16 protein-coding genes are annotated in these 20,039 nt (G+C 41.7%); 6 read left to right on the top strand and 10 right to left on the bottom strand.

The window, feature by feature from the left end:
* Nucleotides 1–357: 357 nt before the first annotated feature.
* On the top strand, nt 358–1,326 hold the full coding sequence (locus ORI98_RS05050; protein WP_261296978.1) for a LysR family transcriptional regulator: 969 nt from the start codon (nt 358–360) through the stop codon (nt 1,324–1,326).
* A 326-nt stretch (nt 1,327–1,652) separates the two neighbouring features.
* Complete coding sequence (locus ORI98_RS05055) at nt 1,653–3,941, top strand: OmcA/MtrC family decaheme c-type cytochrome (protein WP_306134492.1); 2,289 nt, start codon at nt 1,653–1,655, stop codon at nt 3,939–3,941.
* 213 nt (nt 3,942–4,154) lie between these two features.
* Here the strand turns inward: ORI98_RS05055 and ORI98_RS05060 are convergent, their stop codons facing one another.
* The 6 genes from ORI98_RS05060 to pepA form a co-directional block, all read right to left on the bottom strand.
* Nucleotides 4,155–5,687: an MFS transporter gene (locus ORI98_RS05060; protein ID WP_261296976.1), complete on the bottom strand. Its 1,533-nt coding sequence runs from the start codon at nt 5,685–5,687 to the stop codon at nt 4,155–4,157.
* Between the two features lie 174 nt (nt 5,688–5,861).
* Nucleotides 5,862–6,197 (bottom strand): PBPRA1643 family SWIM/SEC-C metal-binding motif protein, encoded by a 336-nt coding sequence (locus tag ORI98_RS05065; RefSeq protein WP_306134493.1) that lies wholly within the window; start codon nt 6,195–6,197, stop codon nt 5,862–5,864.
* A gap of 247 nt (nt 6,198–6,444) precedes the next feature.
* Complete coding sequence (locus tag ORI98_RS05070; protein WP_306134494.1) at nt 6,445–9,453, bottom strand: ImpA family metalloprotease; 3,009 nt, start codon at nt 9,451–9,453, stop codon at nt 6,445–6,447.
* A 168-nt stretch (nt 9,454–9,621) separates the two neighbouring features.
* Nucleotides 9,622–12,534, bottom strand: coding sequence for a valine--tRNA ligase (locus ORI98_RS05075; protein ID WP_306134495.1), 2,913 nt, complete (start codon nt 12,532–12,534; stop codon nt 9,622–9,624).
* Nucleotides 12,535–12,566: 32 nt separating this feature from the next.
* Nucleotides 12,567–13,016 (bottom strand): DNA polymerase III subunit chi, encoded by a 450-nt coding sequence (locus tag ORI98_RS05080; protein ID WP_261296972.1) that lies wholly within the window; start codon nt 13,014–13,016, stop codon nt 12,567–12,569.
* 157 nt (nt 13,017–13,173) lie between these two features.
* On the bottom strand, nt 13,174–14,682 hold the full coding sequence (gene pepA / locus ORI98_RS05085) for a leucyl aminopeptidase (protein WP_261296971.1): 1,509 nt from the start codon (nt 14,680–14,682) through the stop codon (nt 13,174–13,176).
* Nucleotides 14,683–14,956: 274 nt separating this feature from the next.
* Here pepA and lptF point away from each other — a divergent pair, with 274 nt between their 5' ends.
* From lptF to ORI98_RS05100, 3 genes are read left to right on the top strand one after another with little or no spacing between them, the layout of a single operon-like run.
* Nucleotides 14,957–16,069 (top strand): LPS export ABC transporter permease LptF, encoded by a 1,113-nt coding sequence (gene lptF, locus ORI98_RS05090; protein ID WP_306134496.1) that lies wholly within the window; start codon nt 14,957–14,959, stop codon nt 16,067–16,069.
* Nucleotides 16,069–17,133, top strand: a complete 1,065-nt coding sequence (lptG, locus tag ORI98_RS05095; protein WP_306134515.1) for an LPS export ABC transporter permease LptG — start codon at nt 16,069–16,071, stop codon at nt 17,131–17,133. The genes lptF and lptG overlap by 1 nt, the downstream gene beginning before the upstream one ends.
* Nucleotides 17,134–17,181: 48 nt before the next feature.
* A complete protein-coding gene (locus ORI98_RS05100) occupies nt 17,182–17,622 on the top strand; it encodes a hypothetical protein (RefSeq protein ID WP_306134497.1) in 441 nt (146 codons plus the stop codon).
* 92 nt (nt 17,623–17,714) lie between these two features.
* Here ORI98_RS05100 and ORI98_RS05105 read toward each other — a convergent pair whose 3' ends face one another.
* From ORI98_RS05105 to ORI98_RS05120, 4 genes are read right to left on the bottom strand one after another with little or no spacing between them, the layout of a single operon-like run.
* On the bottom strand, nt 17,715–18,224 hold the full coding sequence (locus tag ORI98_RS05105; protein WP_306134499.1) for an RDD family protein: 510 nt from the start codon (nt 18,222–18,224) through the stop codon (nt 17,715–17,717).
* Between the two features lie 11 nt (nt 18,225–18,235).
* The gene (locus tag ORI98_RS05110; protein ID WP_261296967.1) at nt 18,236–18,493 is read right to left on the bottom strand and encodes a DUF2960 domain-containing protein; all 258 of its coding nucleotides are present in this window, start codon (nt 18,491–18,493) and stop codon (nt 18,236–18,238) included.
* 17 nt (nt 18,494–18,510) lie between these two features.
* On the bottom strand, nt 18,511–18,858 hold the full coding sequence (locus tag ORI98_RS05115; RefSeq protein ID WP_261296966.1) for a DMT family protein: 348 nt from the start codon (nt 18,856–18,858) through the stop codon (nt 18,511–18,513).
* 3 nt (nt 18,859–18,861) lie between these two features.
* Entirely contained in the window at nt 18,862–19,368 is a 507-nt protein-coding gene (locus ORI98_RS05120) for a GNAT family N-acetyltransferase (protein ID WP_261296965.1), read from the bottom strand.
* A 90-nt stretch (nt 19,369–19,458) separates the two neighbouring features.
* On the opposite strand from ORI98_RS05120, the gene ORI98_RS05125 reads away from it, so the two are divergent.
* Nucleotides 19,459–20,028 carry a DsrE family protein gene (locus ORI98_RS05125; RefSeq protein WP_261296964.1) on the top strand — a complete coding sequence of 190 codons (570 nt, stop codon included), beginning with the start codon at nt 19,459–19,461 and terminating at the stop codon, nt 20,026–20,028.
* Nucleotides 20,029–20,039 lie beyond the last annotated feature (11 nt).

Genomic DNA, 20,039 nt, shown 5'->3' on the forward strand with positions numbered 1-20,039 from the left:
AGCGTAAATTAACATTTGGTGGAAACACTTGGAGAATATTCAAATAAATAATGGTAGTTATTGTGCAATAAACGGCAATGTTATCATCCATCTCAATAGCTACTTTTTCGTCAGCGTCATTCAACCCATTCAAGCTACATAGGCTGTGTCAGTGTAATAAGTCAGTCGGCGGTAGAAATGATATTTCTTAATGAGCCAGTTTGTAATTAAACATATAATGTGTGTATCAATCTTCGTTTATAGTCTTATTTTCTCATCAAGCTTAAATCAGTAGATACTCATTTAGCGAGACAGATCAATTTTTTAACCTGAATGAAATGTTAGCTTGAATGTATTGGCCGAACACTGAGAAAAAATGTGGATACTCAAGTAATAAAAAAAATAAGCGAGTTAGATGTTTTTTGTTTATTGGTTTTTAAAACCATTTATGAAACGGGCTATGCCAATTTGGCCGCTAAAGCGTTGGGAGTGTCCGCACCTAAAGTCAGCCGTTGTTTAACCTCGTTGCGTAATACATTTGACGATGAGTTATTTTATCGTCGCCAGCAAGGGTTAAAGCCTACCCCTTTAGCGGAACAGCTATATCAGCCTATCTGTCAGTTTAGCGATACCATAGATCAAATTGAATCGGTCGCACAACAAACTAAACGCAATCCATTAAAGCCAGTACTTAATGTAGCAGTGTCACCCAGTATCATTACCAGTTTGGCAATGTCGCTGAGTTTACCTGAGTTTTTTAACCACTTTGGGCCTTTACGCTTACATCCTTGGCAAAATGATACTGAAGAGAAAATTCATAAAGGTGAAATTGATTTTGGAATTGGCTTTGATGAACAAAACCAACATGGATTAAATGTGACCCCAATCATTGAGGTCAGCAGTTTATATGTTGTCGCTAATAAAGATCATCCTATCTGGCAATGCCCAAGCCCTATTTCGATAGAAGATATTGCTGAGTTTGATTATGTGTATTTAAAATGTCATGGCTATAACCACCGTATTGATCCGTTAGAGTTGTATTGCCAAGAAAGTGGCCATTTCTTAACAAATATCGAATATGTTTCAGGATTAGATGATTGGTATTGGCATCTAATGACAATGGGCAGTGTGTCATTAACGATAATGCCTGAGGGGCTGATAGCAAATGATATACCTAGGGTATGTTCGCAACCTTTGCCAACGAAAGAGCTAAACAAATTAAAGAAGGTGATGAACTTCCCAGTTTATTGTTTTTTTGAAGGTGATGAGCAATATCGCCGATATTCTGAAGAGTCCAAGCGAATAATAATTACTCTCATTAATAAGTTGTTTTTAACTGTTTCGTAAATAAAACACTTATACCTCCTCAAAAGATAAAGATAAAGAAGCAACTTCAGTCTTTATATCGTATTGTTTTACAACTAAATATTTAATTGTGTACCTAATTGGTGATATTTCACGCGTATTTGAATAACAATTTAGTGTGTCATTAATTTCAAAAGTGGAAATCACCAATTAGAGGATCTGCAATCCGCAATTTTGAAATTGTAAATTTCATTTAACGAAACTTTAACCTCCGTTCACATCTTCGATACGTAATCCACGCAAACAGTAAGGTTTTCATTATATTTTAAGTATGCAAAAGCATATTTCATTAAATCGGGGGATTTAAAATGAAAACCTATAATAAATCGTTAATCGCCATCGCCTTTATTTCTGCATTCGGTTTAGCCGCGTGTGGATCTGACGGTTCAGATGGTGCCCCTGGAGCACCTGGCGCCCCAGGTCAACCAGGTACTCCAGGCACACCCGGCACACCCGCAGGTGATGTTGTGACTACTGTGAGTTCAGCAGCTGATTTAGTTGTTTCTGTTATGCCTGAAGATATTGTTGTGGTTGGTGACAGCCCATTTACCCTTAAATTTACTGCAACAGGTAAAAATACAGCGGGTAATGCAAAAGCATTCTCTGGTTTAGAGAAAGTGGCGCTGTATGTCATGAGCCAATCTGAAAATACCACAGATACCGGCGCGCCAATGTTGTGGGTAAACCATACGTTAGCAAATGAATTCGGTAGTAGCATGTATTGTACACCAACAGGTAAAGCCGCCGCCCGAGGTGGTGCTGAAGTTGATGCTTGTACCTTAGTTGAAGATGAAGCTAACCCTGGCACCTATACTGGTACTTGGGCCCACGAAGGTAATGCGCCTGTGGTGTTAGCGGCTGGCGATGCCAATGATCTTGTGCGGGTATTTATTCGCGCCTATGACGTTACCATGGCTGATGGTACTGGCGTATCAGATAAGATAATGTCTACTCCAGTGGATTTTATTCCTGCAACTGGCGAGTTAGCTATTTCAGCTAAAGATACTGTGTCGAATGCGGCGTGTATTCAGTGCCATAGCCCAATGGATGGTTATGCTGCTACCGATCTGCGAATTGCAAATATCGGTGCTCACCATAATTACCAAAAAGTAGAAAACTGTGTTGCGTGCCATAATCCAGCTTATGCAGGTGGACAGGACGATCCTGAAAAAGGCTTTAACGCTAACTTTAATGCGATGATCCATACCATTCACGCGGGTCATCATATTGCGGATGATTTAACCGGCGAAGCCAAAGAAATGTTCGGTGAAATCGGTTTCCCAGCAGAGCTTAATCAATGTACCACTTGTCATGATAACGGCACCGCATGGAATGATAATGTGTATGCTGAAGCTTGTTTGTCGTGTCACGTTAATGTTGACTTAGCAACGGGTGAGAACCACCGTGGTATTGTTCCTGGTAGCGATGCTGTGTGTTCAGGTTGTCATGGTGCTGGTTCGTTAAGCCCTATGCAAGCGCATAATGTGGGTGAGCGAGATAGAGTCGCCGATGGCTTAACCTTTGACTTTACCTCTGCAGTAGCAACGACCACCGCTGATCCTTTAATGTCTACCTTAACGGTAACCGCTAAAGTGATGTTAAATGGGGTAGCCATTGCCGATGGTACTGATTTAAGCGAGTACATGACCAGCACTAGACGTGGTTTGTTAATTGGTAACTTAGAAGCTGATGGTACTCCACTTCGTGGTTTAGGTATGTCAGTTGTCAATGATGCAAAAAGTTTAACCGGTGGGGTGATGACCTTTGCCAAAGACTTTGATACAAGCCGCTTAATGGGACCCATATATGTCACTGCAGAAGTTCAGGTTTGTGCTGAAGCTGACAAAATTGTTAAATGTACTAAAAATGCCGATGGCGATATTGAACAACTTGGTGTGGCAAATAATGCACCAATCAAGTACTTCAATTTATCAGACCCAACAGCAGATGAAGTCATAGCCCGTGTTGATGATCCAGCCCGTATCACGGTTAGCGAAGCACAATGTAATACCTGTCATGGTAATCTTACCCATGTAAAAGGTACTCACGGGACAACCGAATTTACTCAATGTATGGATTGTCACAATAACCGTTATCCTGGTTCGTCCCATGGTGATGTAGCCTACGATACCGGTACGGTTGATGCTGACGGTAAACCGATTTTCGCCAATGTCGATGGCCTAAGTTTCAGTAACAGAGATCTTGTTACTGTTGCGCACAGATTCCACAGCGGTGCGTGGGACGGTGGGGCAATATACTTTGATAAAAACATGAACACAGTAGGTTATCCTGCCTTAGCAACAGATTGTCAGGCATGTCATAAAGAAGGCGCAACCTTGTTTGCTGATGATGGTGGGTTAACGTCTGGTAAACGTTCTATTCAAGTGAGTGCGACGGAATATATTTCGCCAATAGCTGAATCTTGCCGCTCTTGTCACATTAAAGGTTCTGCATTAGCTCACTTTGAAAGTAATGGCGCATATGTAGAAGGTAATCCTGCAACAACCGCTAATTTACCTGTTGAGTCATGTGCGACTTGTCACGCAGAAGGTAAAACTTATGGTATCGATAAGGTCCATATGGGAGGTGCACATTAATCCAGAACAGCGCACTATGTAAGGTTAGAATGACTTATTAAACAATCTACGAAGTACACAGGTAAGCAATGACATTCTATTTTATCATTGCTGTGCTATCGAAATAGCTACTTGAAACTTCGACCAAACGAAAGGGAGATGCAAATGCATCTCCCTTTATTATGTGTGTTTGTTGACGAGGATGTGACTCGTTCAAAGACCCATTTTATATCGTTATGCTTGCTGACGCTGCATTTGCAGTAACCATTTGCCGTAGATGAAAATGCCCACAGCAGAAATAATACCAATCGCAGCAATAATATACCAAGCCATACCAATGTTATTGGCTTCATAAAGCATATGAGTTAATGGCTGTGCTTCAATACCGGTAAAATCGACTAAGCGCATGAAGGCTTCACCTTGAGGAATGGCATCCACATCGGTTTGGCTCATGCCGCGAGTGACGAGCTCATTACGGGAAATGATTTCTTTTGATGCATAGATTTGATAAAGCTTAGGTGCAAAATACCCTTCTAATGTCCAACCTATTCCTTGCGGTAACATCACAAAACCTAAGTACATGGCTTTTTTACCTTCAGGGGCAATGTTACCCATAAACTCATTTTTCTTTGGGCTGATCATCATTTCACCAAAAGAAAACATCACAATCGCTAACACCATCATCCATGCTGCATTAAATGCCCCTACTAACATGATGGCGACAATGCTTAAAATACAGCCAACAAGCATGGCGGTAGTAATACGATACTTAGCAGTAAAAGCGGCCACTAAAAAGCAGGTTGTCATAATCATACCTGCATTCAAGTTAAGCATACCTTCAGGCATGACTTTGGTGCCGTCGTTATTTAACCCGAGCCAGAATTGCAAAATACCGTTACTGGTTCCTTCTGGGCCAAATAATGAGGTGACAATAATGCTGGTATCCACCCATTCAGCAATATGAATAGGTAGCACATCAAACAAAGAATTATATAAAAACCAGAAGCCAGCAAACACTAACATATAGTAAATTACTACCGGTTTTTTAAGCTCATGCAGGGCGTCTTTCCATAAGGCATCTTGTTGTATTTCGCCAGACTTTACTTTACGTGCTCGTTCAATTCGTTCATCTTTACCTGGCTCTTTGTAGGCCAATAAAAATAAAAAATTCAATGAAATAATAGCCGCACACGCATAAAACACGTTATCCCAAGATAACTGACGCATATGCACAGCAACCAGTGGTCCTAAAAATCCACCAATATTAACCACTTGATAGAAAATACCCCATGCCATAGAGGTATTCTCTCGTTTAGTCGATAGAACCAATGTGCCTTGGATCCCAGGTTTAAATACCCCAGTACCGGCAGCTAGCAACATTGCTCCTATCAAAAATCCCCAGAAACTTGGGAATAATGCCATGGTTAGATAACCCATGATTTTAATAATGGTTGAGACAAATATGGTTTCTTTGTAGCCGACGCGATCGGATATGCCACCCGTTAAAACTGGAATGAAGGTTTGCAGTAAAGCCCAAGCCGCAAGAATAATACCGTAGTCGTGAAGATCTATCCCTAAACCACCTTCAGACTCTGGCGATTTAGCATATAAACCTGCACTGGCTTTAACACCATAATAGGCAATTCGTTCAACCAGTTCCATGCCGCCTACTAGCCAGAAAATATAGCCAAGGCTGGTAATGGATGCCCACATACCAAGTTGTTTTACTTCACTTAGGTCATTGCCTGAGTGTGAATTAGCACTCATAAGTTACCCTTTATTATTTTGGTTTTTATTAACTATTCTTAATCAAAATAGGTCGGCAGACACTTTACCTAACTTAGTGCCAATTACAAATAACTCTGATGAAATAGAAGAGGAATAACAATTTTTTTTAAAAAAAAGCGAGCTATAAGCTCGCTTGATTCATTTTTATACTGGCTAACCACAACATTTCTTATATTTTTTACCGCTACCACAGGTACAAGGATCGTTACGGTTAATTTTCGCTTCAGCGATAACTGCTTTGGGTTTATTTAAAATCCCTTCTAGTTGAATGATGTTTTCTTCAACGTCACTGTTTACAGTAATAATGGCAAAAAGTTGCTGTTCATCAACCATATTTTGCACCGCTTGCTTACGTTCTTCTGTTTGAACAGTTAACTGCAGCGGACTTGCTTCAGTGCCAACTTTAGTTTGGCGCTTGGTGTTATATCCACTTTCGCCATAGGCCGGTTTTGGGGTTCTGCGACCTTTAAAAAAGAATTTATCTGACATAGTGGTATACCGTTTGATTGGATGATGATTTTGGCTGAAGCTTTTACAGTAATTAAAGCTGTTTTACCAGTGATTTTGATCTTTTTTGCGCAATGTCCCAATGGCTGGCCGCTTTAATATGAGCCAGGTGAATTAGGTTCTTCATTATTCAAAGCGTTAAAAAAGTGAGGTAATGGAATGGTGTACTCGCGAACCTGAGGGCTAAATTTATTAACCCTCAAATTCTCTTATTTGGTTTGTCACTTTTCTAATTGAAAGGCCAGGTTTGAACACCATCAATAGCAACGACTGGCAAGTCTAAGCCATAGCAATAACCATCTTTTTCAAATGCAAAAACCTGTTTTATGGTTGCAGTGTAGCCAAATTGGGCCACTTGTAACTTGGCTTTATCTGAAACCGTTAATCCCCACATATCAAACAGCGGAAGGTAATTCAGTTTAGTTGCATAGCTCATGGCAATGGCGAGAAAGTCATTATTGCTAATTGATTTAGCCTCAGTTTGATCAAAAAGACTAAAGCCAAGTTGGGTTTTAATAGCATCCCACTTATTAAGATCATTTTTGTTAGCTTCAAACTCGCGCAAAATGATGTGCAGCCTAGGTAATAAATGCCAGCCGTTAGATACTGCACCTTGCTTTTGTGCTGTAGCGTACATTTGCACCATTATTGACATGCCTTGGCTCCAACCATTTAGATTTGCAGCTTTCATAAAGGTGAAAGGATCAGCCGTTTGGGCACTTTGCTGTAGTAAATCAAACTCATTTTTAATCGGTAATGATTGGCAGTTTGGTAACTCACCTAAAGATAAGTAGTTCATATACTTGGTGTAATAAGAATATGGGTTGGTTGACGCATGACCATCGACACCATCAAAACGCAGTTTTGAATGCTCTAATCCGTGGCCGAGTTCATGAATATCACCATGACCCAGTGGGTTGAAATTCCAAAACGCATCGTAAGGGTTACCTGAACAGCCAGATCCGCAAGTCGCCTGATCAGCATTCATGTGCTTTACCGTATTTAACTGAGCTACTGTTAAGTTGTGGCTACTGGCAAAATCAACGATTTCAGCAACAGTGTCGATATTCGGACCTTGAAATCCAGCGAGTACGTGCGGCAAATTATGTAAGTTATTATTCATGGCTTCAGCCATGGTGTCCGCAGTATTCCAGCGCGAATAAAGTGTCATCGTTTGCTGCATTTTATCGGTTTGCGAATGGACTTCAAAATGCGGGCTGGCTATTTCTGCCCAATCATAATCAGCTTGGGCAAGCGCCGTTGCAAAAGTATTAGCATCTAGGCCATCACGCCAATATGGATGTTCGCCGATATTGCTAAAGCTGAACTGGGTGTTGATATCTGACTGATCAAAGCGAACTTGCACAGGTCCACCGTAGGCGCTGTTTAGGGTAACCGTTTCGCCTTTTTTGAGTTCAATTTGCGGTGATTGCAGATATTTAGGTCTGTTGTAAGTATTTTCACCAAACTCTTTGGTCGATGCTGAGCGTTGGGTATTGATAAATATCCAGGTACGGACGGCGTTATTGTCCGAGCGCGTGATACTCATTGGTTTACCAGGGATGTGATAAACCCCTGCAGAGCGGAAGCCACTTTTACTGGTAATGCTAACCTGCTTGTCTTTAGGTGTTACATGGCTAAAGTCTGTGCGGCTAAAGTTACCTAGCGAATGAGGTACCATGCTAAATGAGCGCGTATAAAACACACTGTGATCAGCAAAATAGGCTTTGGCAAAGCTTAAATTGTCCAAGCTGGCGACATTCATTGGATAGTTAATCTCTTGGCGATAAATATCGCCTAGCAGTACCAGCTTTTTATAAATTGCATGGCTATCAGGTTGCTCAAAAAGTGTCACTTTATGTTGATCTAATTGATTAATTCGCTGCTTTATCGCTTGTAAACTTGGACGGTAATTATCGCTATAGAGTGCTTCACATTCTGTTTGGCAAAGGCTGAAATTAAATGGAAACTCTTGCTGTAAAAATCCCTTAACCCACTTTTGCTCATCACTGAATAACGGTGAGGCCTGCTGCATATCGGCAACGGTATTCCAATTGGCTTTATCATTACTGAAAAAATTACCTGGGCCGCCTGGTGCTTGCATTGAAAAGTGAATTTTACCCAGTACGATTGCGGTTTGCGGTTTACTATTCCAGGAATGTCTATGGGTATATAACAATGGTTTTTTTTGACTTAAAGCTGAATCTAATACGCTATTAATCTGAAGATCTGTAAAGACTTCATCAGATGCTACTACCACTAAGTCGCTGTCATTAACGCATGTTGTTAAGGTTTCATCTGTTGCTGAACTATCAGCGCAATGGCTGACTGTCATATTAGGGTATTGACTGGCAAACCAAGTTTTAACCCGACTTGCACCTGAGTCATTTAGGCCAAAAATACTGATGCGGTTAGTCGATGTATCAGTTAATGTTTGTTGCATTTGCCAAGCTAATAAACGCTTGAAGCTAGCTTCAAATTCAGGGAAGTGTCCAGCATTGAGTCGATTAAAAATATCGGTACCAAATGCGGCGTGGTTAACGCCCTGTTGTGCGGTCGCAGCGGCGAATATACGCCCCTGATTACCTTTAAGTAACTCAAAGGTTGGATTATTAGGGTATCCATGAATTGCATTATTAATCTCAATCAATTGTGAATGCTGACCAGGTTCAAATGCGATGGCGTCAGTACTAAAAATGCTGTTTAAAAAATCACTTTGTAACTGCTGAGACTGAATAAAATCCTTATCAAGGCGCTTAATTAAACTCGTTACTAGAGGACCGTTAATATCACTGGCATTACCGGTTTTCATGGCGGCAGAAATACGATCGTTTAGGTTGATGTTAACCAAAGTTGAAGCCGTTTTATTTTTACTGTCTGTGACGGTCAACTTAAGTGTGATGGCTGTGTCATTTTCTAATTGTGACGCATCAATAATTACAGTCTGCTTATCAACATCACTCAGAATAACTTCCGCTCCTGCAGTTTGTTGCCATTGATAAGTCGCAGTCACACTGGGATCAAGGGTTACATTTGCGCTAAGGGTAATCGCTTGTTCATTCCACTCGGTAAATGGGGCGATAGTGGCAATTGTTGGTGCAGCGGTTTCTGCTGGTGGCTGAGTGACTGGTGGGGGAGCTATGGGAGGCGTCACTGATGGCTCAGATGATTCTCCTCCACCGCATGCCGTTAACAGTAACAAAAGTGCAGGAGTGGTAAATGCGTAATGTTGTTTCATATCGCCATCTTATTTAACATGTTTGCAGCATTATGCCGTTAGGGGGGATCGAGTGCAAAGCTAAATTGCTAATTAATTTAGCGTATTACAATTTGTCACATTTGTTGGGCAAATAAAAAGCCAGTACAAATGTACTGGCTTTAGGCTTGGGGTAACTATAGGTTATTTTTAAGCTTCTAGTTTAGCCAGCTCTGTTTTTTGTTCGTTTAATTTTTCAATATCACGACTTAAACCGGTCATTTTTTCACGCTCTTTATCAATAACCGCAGCTGGAGCTTTTGCCACAAAACCTTGGTTTGATAATTTACCTTCAATACGGCTAACTTCTTGGCTTAACTTTTCAAGTTGTTTATCGATACGGGCCATTTCGGCAGCAACATCAATTAAACCTGCCATCGGGATCAATAGTTCCATATTGCCGATTAACTGGGTGGTCGACATTGGCGCAGTTTCACCTTCATTCAGAATCGTCATTGACTCTAATTTGGCTAAGCTAGCAAAGAATGGCTGGTTAGCTTCAAGACGAATACGGTCTTCGTAGCTCACCCCTCGCAGTAATGCATTAAGTGGCTTTGATGGGGCAATATTCAGCTCGGCACGAATATTACGCACTGCGACAATCACTTGCTTAACCCATTCAAGATCTGCCATTGCCGCAGCATCAACTTTATCCGCTTGATACGTTGGGAAGCTTGCTAGCATCAAGGTATCACCAGTCGCTCCGGCCAAAGGCTTAACACGTTGCCAAATGGTTTCGGTAATATATGGCATAATTGGGTGCATTAAACGCTGCATTTGCTCAAGCACGGTAACCAAAGTATGACGAGTACCACGTTGCTCTGCTTCGCTGCCATTTTGCATTACCGGTTTAGTTAATTCTAAATACCAGTCACAGAATTGGTTCCATGTGAACTCATATAAGGTATTCGCGGCTAGATCAAAACGGTATGCTGCCATGTGATCTTCAAAGGTTTTCACCGTTTGGTTGAATAACCCAATAATCCAACGATCTGCTAATGAAAGCTTCATCTCACCAGGCTTGCCATCAACTAATAGTTGACCACAATCTAATGGTTCACCTGCTTCATTGCTTTCAGGGTCGGCCTGAACTTCGGTATTCATTAACACATAACGTGATGCGTTCCATAACTTGTTGCAAAAACTGCGATAACCATCAAGACGTTTCATGTCCCAGTTAATATCGCGTCCTGTAGACGCCATTGCCGCTAAGGTAAAGCGTAGCGCATCAGTGCCATGGGCTTCAATGCCATCGCTAAATTCTTTACGGGTACTTTTTTCAATTTTTGCGGCCAACTGTGGCTGCATCATATTGCCAGTACGCTTGCTCACTAAGCTTTCAAGGTCAATACCGTCAATCATGTCTAATGGGTCAAGAACATTGCCCTTTGATTTAGACATTTTGTTACCTGCTTCATCACGGATCAGCCCTGTGACATAAACGGTTTTAAAAGGTACTTGTGGCTTGCCGTCTTCATCTTTAATGAAGTGCATGGTCATCATGATCATACGCGCAACCCAGAAGAAGATGATATCAAAACCTGTTACCAACACATCGGTTGGGTGGAAGGTTTTTAAATCTTCAAGGTTGTCAGGCCAACCTAAGGTTGAGAAGGTCCATAATGCAGAACTAAACCAAGTATCTAATACGTCATCGTCCTGGCGTAAAGTGATGGTATCTGCAAGGTTGTGTTTGCTGCGGACTTCAGCTTCGTTACGGCCAACATACACTTTGCCATTTTGGTCGTACCAAGCCGGAATACGGTGTCCCCACCATAACTGACGTGAAATACACCAGTCATTGATGTCGCGCATCCACGAGTAATACATGTTTTCGTATTGCTGCGGTACAAACTTAATGTCGCCATTTTCAACGGCTTCTAGTGCAGTTTTTGCCATAGGGGCAACGGCAACATACCATTGATCTGTTAGTAACGGTTCGATTACGACACCACTACGGTCACCATATGGGACTTTCAAACCATGTGGAGCAACTTTTTCAAGTAAACCTAAGGTTTCAAATTCCTCCACAATTGCTGTGCGGGCTTTAAAACGGTCAAGGCCAACATAACGCTCAGGTAAAGCGATTTCGATATCTTTGTTTGGGGTGCCGTCAGTGTTAATCACTTCAACATACTCACGTACAGCGGCATCTAAGGTAAAGATGTTGTACATAGGTAATGCATGACGCTTGCCGACTTCATAGTCGTTAAAGTCGTGCGCAGGGGTGATTTTTACGCAACCCGTACCAAACTCCATGTCGACATAGTCATCTGCCACAATCGGAATTAAACGGTTAACGATAGGTAAGTGAATAAATTTACCTATTAATGATTGATAACGCTCATCATCTGGATGTACCGCTACAGCGCTGTCACCTAACATGGTTTCAGGGCGAGTGGTGGCAACTTCAAGGTAGTCTTTACCATCCGCGGTTAATGCGCCTTCTGCTAATGGGTAGCGGAAGTGCCACATATGACCTTGTTTCTCTTTGTTTTCAACTTCAAGATCTGAAATCGCGGTGTGTAACTTACAGTCCCAGTTGACTAAACGCTTACCACGATAAATCAGGTCATCTTCATACAAGCGTACAAACACTTCTTGTACCGCTTTTGATAAGCCTTCATCCATAGTGAAACGCTCGCGATCCCAATCCACCGATGCGCCCATACGGCGAAGCTGTTTAGTAATGGTACCGCCAGACTGTTTTTTCCAGTCCCATACTCTATCCATAAACGCATCACGGCCTAAGTCATGACGGGTTTTACCTTCTTCGGCTTCAATTTTACGCTCAACTAGCATTTGAGTCGCAATACCTGCATGGTCTGTACCCACTTGCCATAGGGTATTTTTACCTTTCATACGCTGATAGCGGGTAAGGGTATCCATGATGGTATCTTGGAATGCATGACCCATGTGCAGGCTACCTGTCACATTTGGCGGCGGGATCATGATGCAATAATTGCCTTGTGATTCATCACCGTGTGGCTTGAAGTAACCTTGCTCTTCCCAGTTTTGGTAAAGCGTTTGTTCGATAGACTTAGGATCGTATGTTTTTTCCATGGGGGCGTTTTATCTCAATCTAAATTTAGTGTTTATTCGGCTAAAGTTTGGGTAGAAACTTGGCACCCAAGGGTTTGATAATCACGGTAGCGCTTTCTTGCGATGCCTTTTAGTGTGTCATCATTAGCCACAAAATCGATAATATGCGCCAAGTTTACCGCAAATTGCGGTACTTGGTCTGCAAGATTAATCAGAACTTGGCGACTTTTATTCGGGCCAAGGGTATCAAAGCCAATTTCAACAGGGGCACCGGTAACCGGGCCTTCACCCTTTAAGTTGTGCGGTACAAAGTAGTTTGGTTCAAATTGCCATAATAGTTCATCAATGGCGTATGCCTGTTGCTTAGTTTGACAGTGAATATACACCTGTTTTTGTTGCCTATAATGTTGCTCTGCTAATTGGCAGGCTGCTAAATAGACCGCATCTAATGCACTCATTTGATTATGATTATCAGGCATAAGGTAAAACACGGTTTGTGACATTGTGTTGATGCTTTTACAGGTTAATTCGGTATGGGAGAGTTTACACTAAAAATGTAATGGGGTTAATGGGGGAAACAGCATGCTTTTAAAGGTAATAAAAAAGGCGAAGAGTTAACTCTTCGCCTTTCACAAAATGTCGCTTTATATTGAAATCAACTTATTCGTTGATTTCAATGCCTGAGCGGTTAATCAAGAACTGAGTCAAAATCGGCACAGGACGACCTGTTGAGCCTTTATTTGCGCCGCTGTTCCAAGCAGTACCTGCCACATCTAAATGTGCCCAGTTGTACTTTTTAGCAAAGCGAGACAAGAAACACGCTGCAGTGATTGAACCCGCTGGACGGCCACCTAAGTTAGTCATGTCAGCAAAAGGACTGTCTAACAAATCTTGGTACTCATCCCATAACGGCATACGCCATGCGCGGTCACCACTTTGCTCGCCGGCATTTAAAATCTCATGGGCTAGCGGGTTATGTGAGCTGAATAAACCTGAAGCATGCTTACCCAGTGCAATCACGCAAGCACCGGTTAAGGTCGCTGTATCGATGACTAACTCAGGATCAAAACGTTCAACGTAGGTTAATACATCACATAGCACTAGACGGCCTTCAGCGTCAGTATTTAATACTTCCACGGTTTGACCTGACATAGTAGTAAGGATATCACCAGGGCGGTACGCACTACCTGAAACCATGTTTTCACAACCCGCAAGCACGCCGATAACATTAATTGGCAGCTTCATTTCACACAGTGCTTTCATCGCACCAATAACACCTGCTGCGCCACCCATGTCGTACTTCATTTCGTCCATGGCTTCGCCTGGTTTTAATGAGATACCACCTGAGTCAAAGGTTAACCCTTTACCCACAAGGACAATCGGCTTTTGAGTGCTGTCGACAGCGCCTTGATATTCCATAATAGTCATGATGGATTCATTAGCACTGGCACGGCCTACTGCAAGGTATGAGTTCATACCTAGTTTAGCCATCTGTTCTTCACCTACGGTTGATACTTTTAGTGTTTCGTAAGTTTCTGCCATTTGGCGAGCTTGAGAAGCAAGGTAGGCTGGGTTACAGATGTTTGGTGGCATGTTAGCCACATCACGGCACAGTGTCATACCTTCAGATACTGCAGCGCCATGCTCAATCGCTTTTTCACCAATGGTTAATTCACGACGAGTAGGAACATTAAATACCATTTTACGTAACGGACGACGAGTTTCGCCTTTACGGGTTTTCAATGCATCAAAGCTGTATAAGCTCTGGTGAGTGGTTTCAACCGCTTGGCGAACCTTCCAATAGGTATCGCGACCTTTAACGTGCAGCTCAGTTAAAAAGCACACTGCTTCCATTGAGCCTGTTTCGTTTAATGTATTAATGGTCTTAGTGATAATTTGTTTGTATTGGCGCTCGTCTAACTCGCGCTCTTTGCCACATCCAACTAGTAATACACGTTCACTCAACACGTTAGGAACGTGGTGTAGTAATAACATTTGCCCTGGCTTACCTTCTAGGTCGCCACGACGAAGAAGATTACTAATGTAACCTTCACTGATTTTATCTAACTGCTCTGCGATACCAGATAGACGGCGAGGTTCGTATACACCAACAACGATACACGCTGAACGTTGCTTTTCGGGGCTACCGCTCTTTACGCTAAACTCCATGAGCACTCCTAGATTCTTAAAGACAAATTTTTATATTTATAAGATAATGTTTGCTTTCGGGCCGAATGGCCGCAGATCAACTTTAAAGTGATAAGCTACTGGCATGTAGGCAAAATAAGCGTTATAACTGAGACGACTTAATTGGCCTGAACCTTAGCTGTTTAGCACCTTCCGAGCTGGTCAGAAAACTATCAAAACTGCTAAAAGTAGACAGTTTACATGAAAGTAACTCTGATACCAGTAAAAAGATACGTTTAGCCCTTGGATCCTATTTGTGATTGTATTTAGATACTTGATTGGCGAAGTTTTAAAAGCACAATTAGCCGTACTTACCGTGCTGTTAACTATTTTTATTAGCCAACAATTTGTCCGTGTTTTAGGCGATGCCTCAGATGGCGAATTTCCGGCATCATTAGTGATGACATTATTGGGGCTAAATCTGCCTCAACTTACTGTATTAATTTTACCGTTAAGTTTCTTTTTGGGTATTTTATTGGCCCACGGGCGAATGTATGCCGAAAATGAAATGGTGGTATTGCATGGTGTTGGTGTCAGCGAATGGTACGTGACTCGTGTGACATTAATCCTTGCTGTTGTAAATATGCTGTTCACAGCATATTTAGCGCTTTATGTGGCCCCTTGGGCTGAAGAAAGGCAAAACCAAGTGCTTGAGCAAGCTCAATCTGAAGCGGGTTTAGCGGCATTAACTCAAGGCCGTTTTCAAACCAGCCCTAACGGCCGCGCGGTGCTTTTTGTTGAAAAAATAAGCAAGGACAATCAGTTAGATAAAGTTTTTGTTGCTCAGTTGCCAGATGAAAATGATGAAAATGGTTTAACGAATATTGTTGTCGCGCAACAAGGTAAAGTGATTGAAGATGAGTATGGTAGTCAACAGTTACAACTTAAAAGTGGCTTGCGATATCAAGGCCGTCCTAATGCCATGAACTATCAAATTATTGAGTTTGGTGGTTATAAAATGGAAATTAAAGAACAAGAGGTCGATGAGCGCGGCCGTAAGCTTTCCGCGATGCCGATTGAGCAGTTACTGGATTCTACAGGCCCTGAAGCCGTTGCTGAATTTCAGTGGCGTTTAGCTATTCCATTGTCTATTCCGCTGTTGACTCTCATTGCAGTACCATTAGCAAGGGTTAATGTACGTCAGGGGAAGTTTGCGAAAATGTTCCCTGCGATTCTATTATACCTAGGGTACTTTGGCTTAATGGTAGCTGGTCGTAAAGCACTACAAGATGAGGTTATTCCTGCTTATTTAGGTATGTGGTGGATCCATGCTTGTGCGTTAATTATGGGAATTTTGCTGTTGGGTAAAGAGCGCCCTTCAAAATTGAAGTTACTTAGCCTGTTTAAGTCCAACAAGCAGGTGGCATGATGAACATTATCGATTTATATATTTCACGTGTCATTCTCAGTACGTCAGCATTGTGTTTACTGGTACTCACCGGGTTATCGGGCATTATTAAATGGGTTGATCAGCTGAGGGTTGTTGGTCGCGGCAGCTATACCATGATGGACGCTGGCGTTTATGTACTGTATTTAATCCCTCGTGATGTTGAGATGTTCTTCCCTATGGCGGTGTTACTTGGTGCTTTAATTGGTATGGGGATGTTAGCGTCAAATTCAGAGCTAGTGGTAATGCAGGCGTCCGGCATGTCTAGGTTGCAAATCACTCAGTCAGCCATGAAAACGGCTATTCCATTGATGATTATGGTGATGGCATTAGGCGAGTGGGGCGCTCCAGTAGCGGAGCAATCTGCCAAAGATCTGCAGGCAACAAAGATATCGGGTGGCAGTTTAATTAAGTCACAACGCGGGATTTGGGCTAAAGATGGCGATTTATTTGTTAATATTTCTGAAGTACAAGATATTGATAAATTAAATAATATCACCTTATATAAATTTGATTCACAATCGAAATTAGTACAATTAACCCAAGCAAAAAAAGCTCAGTTTGAACATGAAAAAGATGAGTGGCGTTTAACCGATGTCACCACCACACTGTTATCAGGTGAGCGTATTGAATTGGTTGAGACATCTTCTGAACAATGGCGTTCAACCTTAACGCCTGACAAACTCAGTGTCGTATCAGTAAAACCAGAAGCTTTATCTATTCAAGGGCTATTAGGATATTTAGAATACCTAGAAGTCAACCAACAAGACGCCAGTCGATATGAGTTAGCCCTGTGGCGTAAAATTATGCAGCCAGTCACAGTTGCGGTGATGATGCTGGTTGCCTTGTCGTTTGTATTTGGCCCATTACGCACTGTTACCATGGGGGCGAGGGTATTACTCGGTGTGGTTGCGGGGTTCAGCTTTTACATAAGTAATCAAATTTTTGGTCCAATGAGCATGGTATATAACTTACCCGCAATGGTTGGGGCGGTTGCGCCGAGTATCTTATTTACTGGCATTGCTTTGTATTACATTCGAAAATAGTCTTAACTTATTCGCATCGGTTAAAACTTTAATTAAAGGGAAATTAGTATGAAAATTTATTACTCTTGTGTCGCTGTTGTTATCGCTGCATTAATGATGCCTGCGGCTATGGCTAAAAACGACAAACAAAACGACCAGCAAAGTGACAAATACAGCGAAAAATATAACGAGAAACAGAAAGACAACGACAAAAAGAAAGATAAAAAGAAAGACGAAGAAAGAGACGATAGTTATGACAGAGATGATTATAACGATAACAATAAATCACTTCCACCAGGGTTGCAGAAAAAGGTTGCTGAAGGCAAGCCATTACCACCAGGTTGGCAAAAAAAGCTCGCTAAAGGGGATATATTAAGTCGTGATATTTTCTCTCGCGGTGAAATTGTTTCTCCTCGAGATAGAGATGGAAGAGTATCGGTCAATGTCGATGGCACTGTCATTAGTGTCATGGAAAACACGCTTGAAATTATCGATATTTTGAAGCGTTAAAATATCAAGCTATTGAAATAATAAAAAACGTGCTTAATGCGCGTTTTTTATTATGTATCATTTTTGAAGCCATGAGTTTTTAAGCTAGGTTTTTAAGCACCATGCCAATTACGCATTTGGTTCGCTTCAACAGACAACACCACCACTTCAGAGCGGGTTAGCTTATCTTGTAGCGCGAGTTTGTCACTATTTAGTAGAATAAACAGGTTGCCTACCCCCGCTAAAGACCATACCACACGGGCACAAGCCGTAATGAAACTGAGGTTTTGTCCATTAGGATGCTGTACTTTCAATCGCCAAGCTCGCATCCCTAGGGTTTGACCGCCTTTACTCCAAAATAGCGCATAAAAACCACATACCCATAATGCCAGCCATAACTGGTAAATTCCTTTGTACATCGGCGTATGATTCAAGGTGTCAGAGATATGTTCATAGCCGCCGAGTGAGATAATTCCCATGGTATGTAAACCGTAAAAAATGCCAAAACCTAATGCTCCAGCAATCATATAAACTGCAACTGCCAGCAATAAATCATAAATCATAGCCCCTAGGCGGCGAAAAAAACTCGCGCGAGGGAAATTGGCATGTTCTGTATTTAACATATTAATGCGCCTTATTTCGCTTCATCTTCATCGCGAACAAATTTGATGCTGGTGAAACCAAAACGGCTAAATTCGGTTTGTCGAAACTCTTTTTCCGCTTTGGCGCCTTTTTTAGAGGTTAATGCCACTTGTTTTTCCATCGCAAGAAAACCCGTTAAGTCGATACCTTCAGCCTCAGCTGCCGCTTCGTATAGGTCATGGTGTTTGTCGTAACTAAAGGCTATGGTTTTTGTTTTACCTTTGTAGGTATAAATTACTTGGCGTGCCATTAACAATCCTCACGCGATCACATATCGCTTCTAAAAATAAAATACACTGCACCGAGAATGCATAAACCTGCCCAAAGATAATCTAGTTTAAGCGGCTCTTTGAGGTACCAGACCGCAAAAGGCACAAATATGCTTAATGTAATTACTTCTTGCAGAATTTTTAATTGTCCCACGTTCATAACCGTATAACCAATACGATTTGCAGGAACCTGTAATAAATATTCGAATAACGCAATTCCCCAGCTAACTAACGCTGCGATAATCCAGGGTTTGCTGTTCATCGTTTTGAGGTGTCCGTACCAAGCAAATGTCATAAAGATATTGCTCAGGCAAAGAAGACCTATGGTTATTGCAGTGGGGTGCATGCCTTATTTAGCCTTATCCGCTTGTAGGTACATGTAGCAGGCATCATCACTATAACTGGCTAATGATGTTAATAAAGGCTCACTAACGTTATTAACAGGCTGAAAGCCAAAGCGTTGCCAAAACTCGGTTGCTCCTTGAATAGCGATTAAGCCAATACCAGAAAACCCTAATCTTGTTGATATTTGAACAACATGACTTATCATTTTTTTGGCAACCCCTAAACCTTGGGCGGAAGGTGATACGGCCATGTCGTGAATATACAGGGAGCAGGCATCTTCAATAGAGGTAAAAACACTATCTAGCTTAGGGGCATCGCCTTTTTGCCAGGGGTGAGTCAACACATAAGCCATTATTTGATTCTGGTGTTCATACACCATGCAAGAATTTGGTGACACTAACCATTTACTCTGCATGCTTTGAAGTGATTCTGGAGCAATATCGTGATAACAATTTTGCTGTATCGCCATTATTGCAGGCCAATCGTTAGCGGTAATTTGTCTTATGTTCATTTTAGTACTACACATCAAAAAATCAGCTGCTAGTATATCTTTGATGATAACGGATAAACAACCGGCCCTTTAATGCATTCAAGGAACACGATGAAAACTTTGCCTCAAACCGTCAATAAAATACTTAATCTTGCTTATTTAATCTTGTTAACTTTCAGTATTGGGAGTCATGCGGAGTCTGGACTTTCGGCATTTAACCCCGGAACGGTGATCAAAGATTTTGGCAGGATAGCGGCGGTAAATAATCAGCTACCTATTCCTGAAGATATGAAATTTAAGGTGGCGTTTGATTTGGGACTGGCTGCGGATGAAGGGAAAATTAATCGACAAATAGACACTTTAGCTCGGTTTATCAATATGCATGTGGCCAATGGGGTTAAATTGGAGGATATAGAGTTGGCTATGGTTGTTCATGGTAAAGCGGCAATGGATATGACAGGGAATTTATATCAAAAGCGTAATAAAGGTACCTTAAATGCTAATCAAGCTTTAATCGCTGAATTAACTAAGCATCAGGTGAGATTTTATGTGTGTGGACAAACTGCTGCGTATTATGGAATCGATGTCGAGGACTTACTTCCTGGTGTCAATATGGCGTTATCGGCATTAACTGCCCACGCAATTTTGGCTCAGCAAGGTTATAGTCTAAATCCATTTTAACCATCAAAATG

Origin of the sequence: Shewanella sp. ULN5, assembly GCF_030731885.1 — a bacterium.
Taxonomy (GTDB): Bacteria; Pseudomonadota; Gammaproteobacteria; order Enterobacterales; family Shewanellaceae; genus Shewanella; species Shewanella holmiensis.

Bases quoted from the DNA above. Each gene is read 5' to 3' on its own strand.
- ORI98_RS05055 (WP_306134492.1), top strand. From the start codon at position 1,653: ATGAAAACCTATAATAAATCGTTAATCGCCATCGCCTTTATTTCTGCA.
- ORI98_RS05060 (WP_261296976.1), bottom strand. From the start codon at position 5,687: ATGAGTGCTAATTCACACTCAGGCAATGACCTAAGTGAAGTAAAACAA.
- ORI98_RS05065 (WP_306134493.1), bottom strand. From the start codon at position 6,197: ATGTCAGATAAATTCTTTTTTAAAGGTCGCAGAACCCCAAAACCGGCC.
- ORI98_RS05070 (WP_306134494.1), bottom strand. From the start codon at position 9,453: ATGAAACAACATTACGCATTTACCACTCCTGCACTTTTGTTACTGTTA.
- ORI98_RS05075 (WP_306134495.1), bottom strand. From the start codon at position 12,534: ATGGAAAAAACATACGATCCTAAGTCTATCGAACAAACGCTTTACCAA.
- ORI98_RS05080 (WP_261296972.1), bottom strand. From the start codon at position 13,016: ATGTCACAAACCGTGTTTTACCTTATGCCTGATAATCATAATCAAATG.
- pepA (WP_261296971.1), bottom strand. From the start codon at position 14,682: ATGGAGTTTAGCGTAAAGAGCGGTAGCCCCGAAAAGCAACGTTCAGCG.
- lptG (WP_306134515.1), top strand. From the start codon at position 16,069: ATGAACATTATCGATTTATATATTTCACGTGTCATTCTCAGTACGTCA.
- ORI98_RS05100 (WP_306134497.1), top strand. From the start codon at position 17,182: ATGAAAATTTATTACTCTTGTGTCGCTGTTGTTATCGCTGCATTAATG.
- ORI98_RS05105 (WP_306134499.1), bottom strand. From the start codon at position 18,224: ATGTTAAATACAGAACATGCCAATTTCCCTCGCGCGAGTTTTTTTCGC.
- ORI98_RS05110 (WP_261296967.1), bottom strand. From the start codon at position 18,493: ATGGCACGCCAAGTAATTTATACCTACAAAGGTAAAACAAAAACCATA.
- ORI98_RS05115 (WP_261296966.1), bottom strand. From the start codon at position 18,858: ATGCACCCCACTGCAATAACCATAGGTCTTCTTTGCCTGAGCAATATC.
- ORI98_RS05120 (WP_261296965.1), bottom strand. From the start codon at position 19,368: ATGAACATAAGACAAATTACCGCTAACGATTGGCCTGCAATAATGGCG.
- ORI98_RS05125 (WP_261296964.1), top strand. From the start codon at position 19,459: ATGAAAACTTTGCCTCAAACCGTCAATAAAATACTTAATCTTGCTTAT.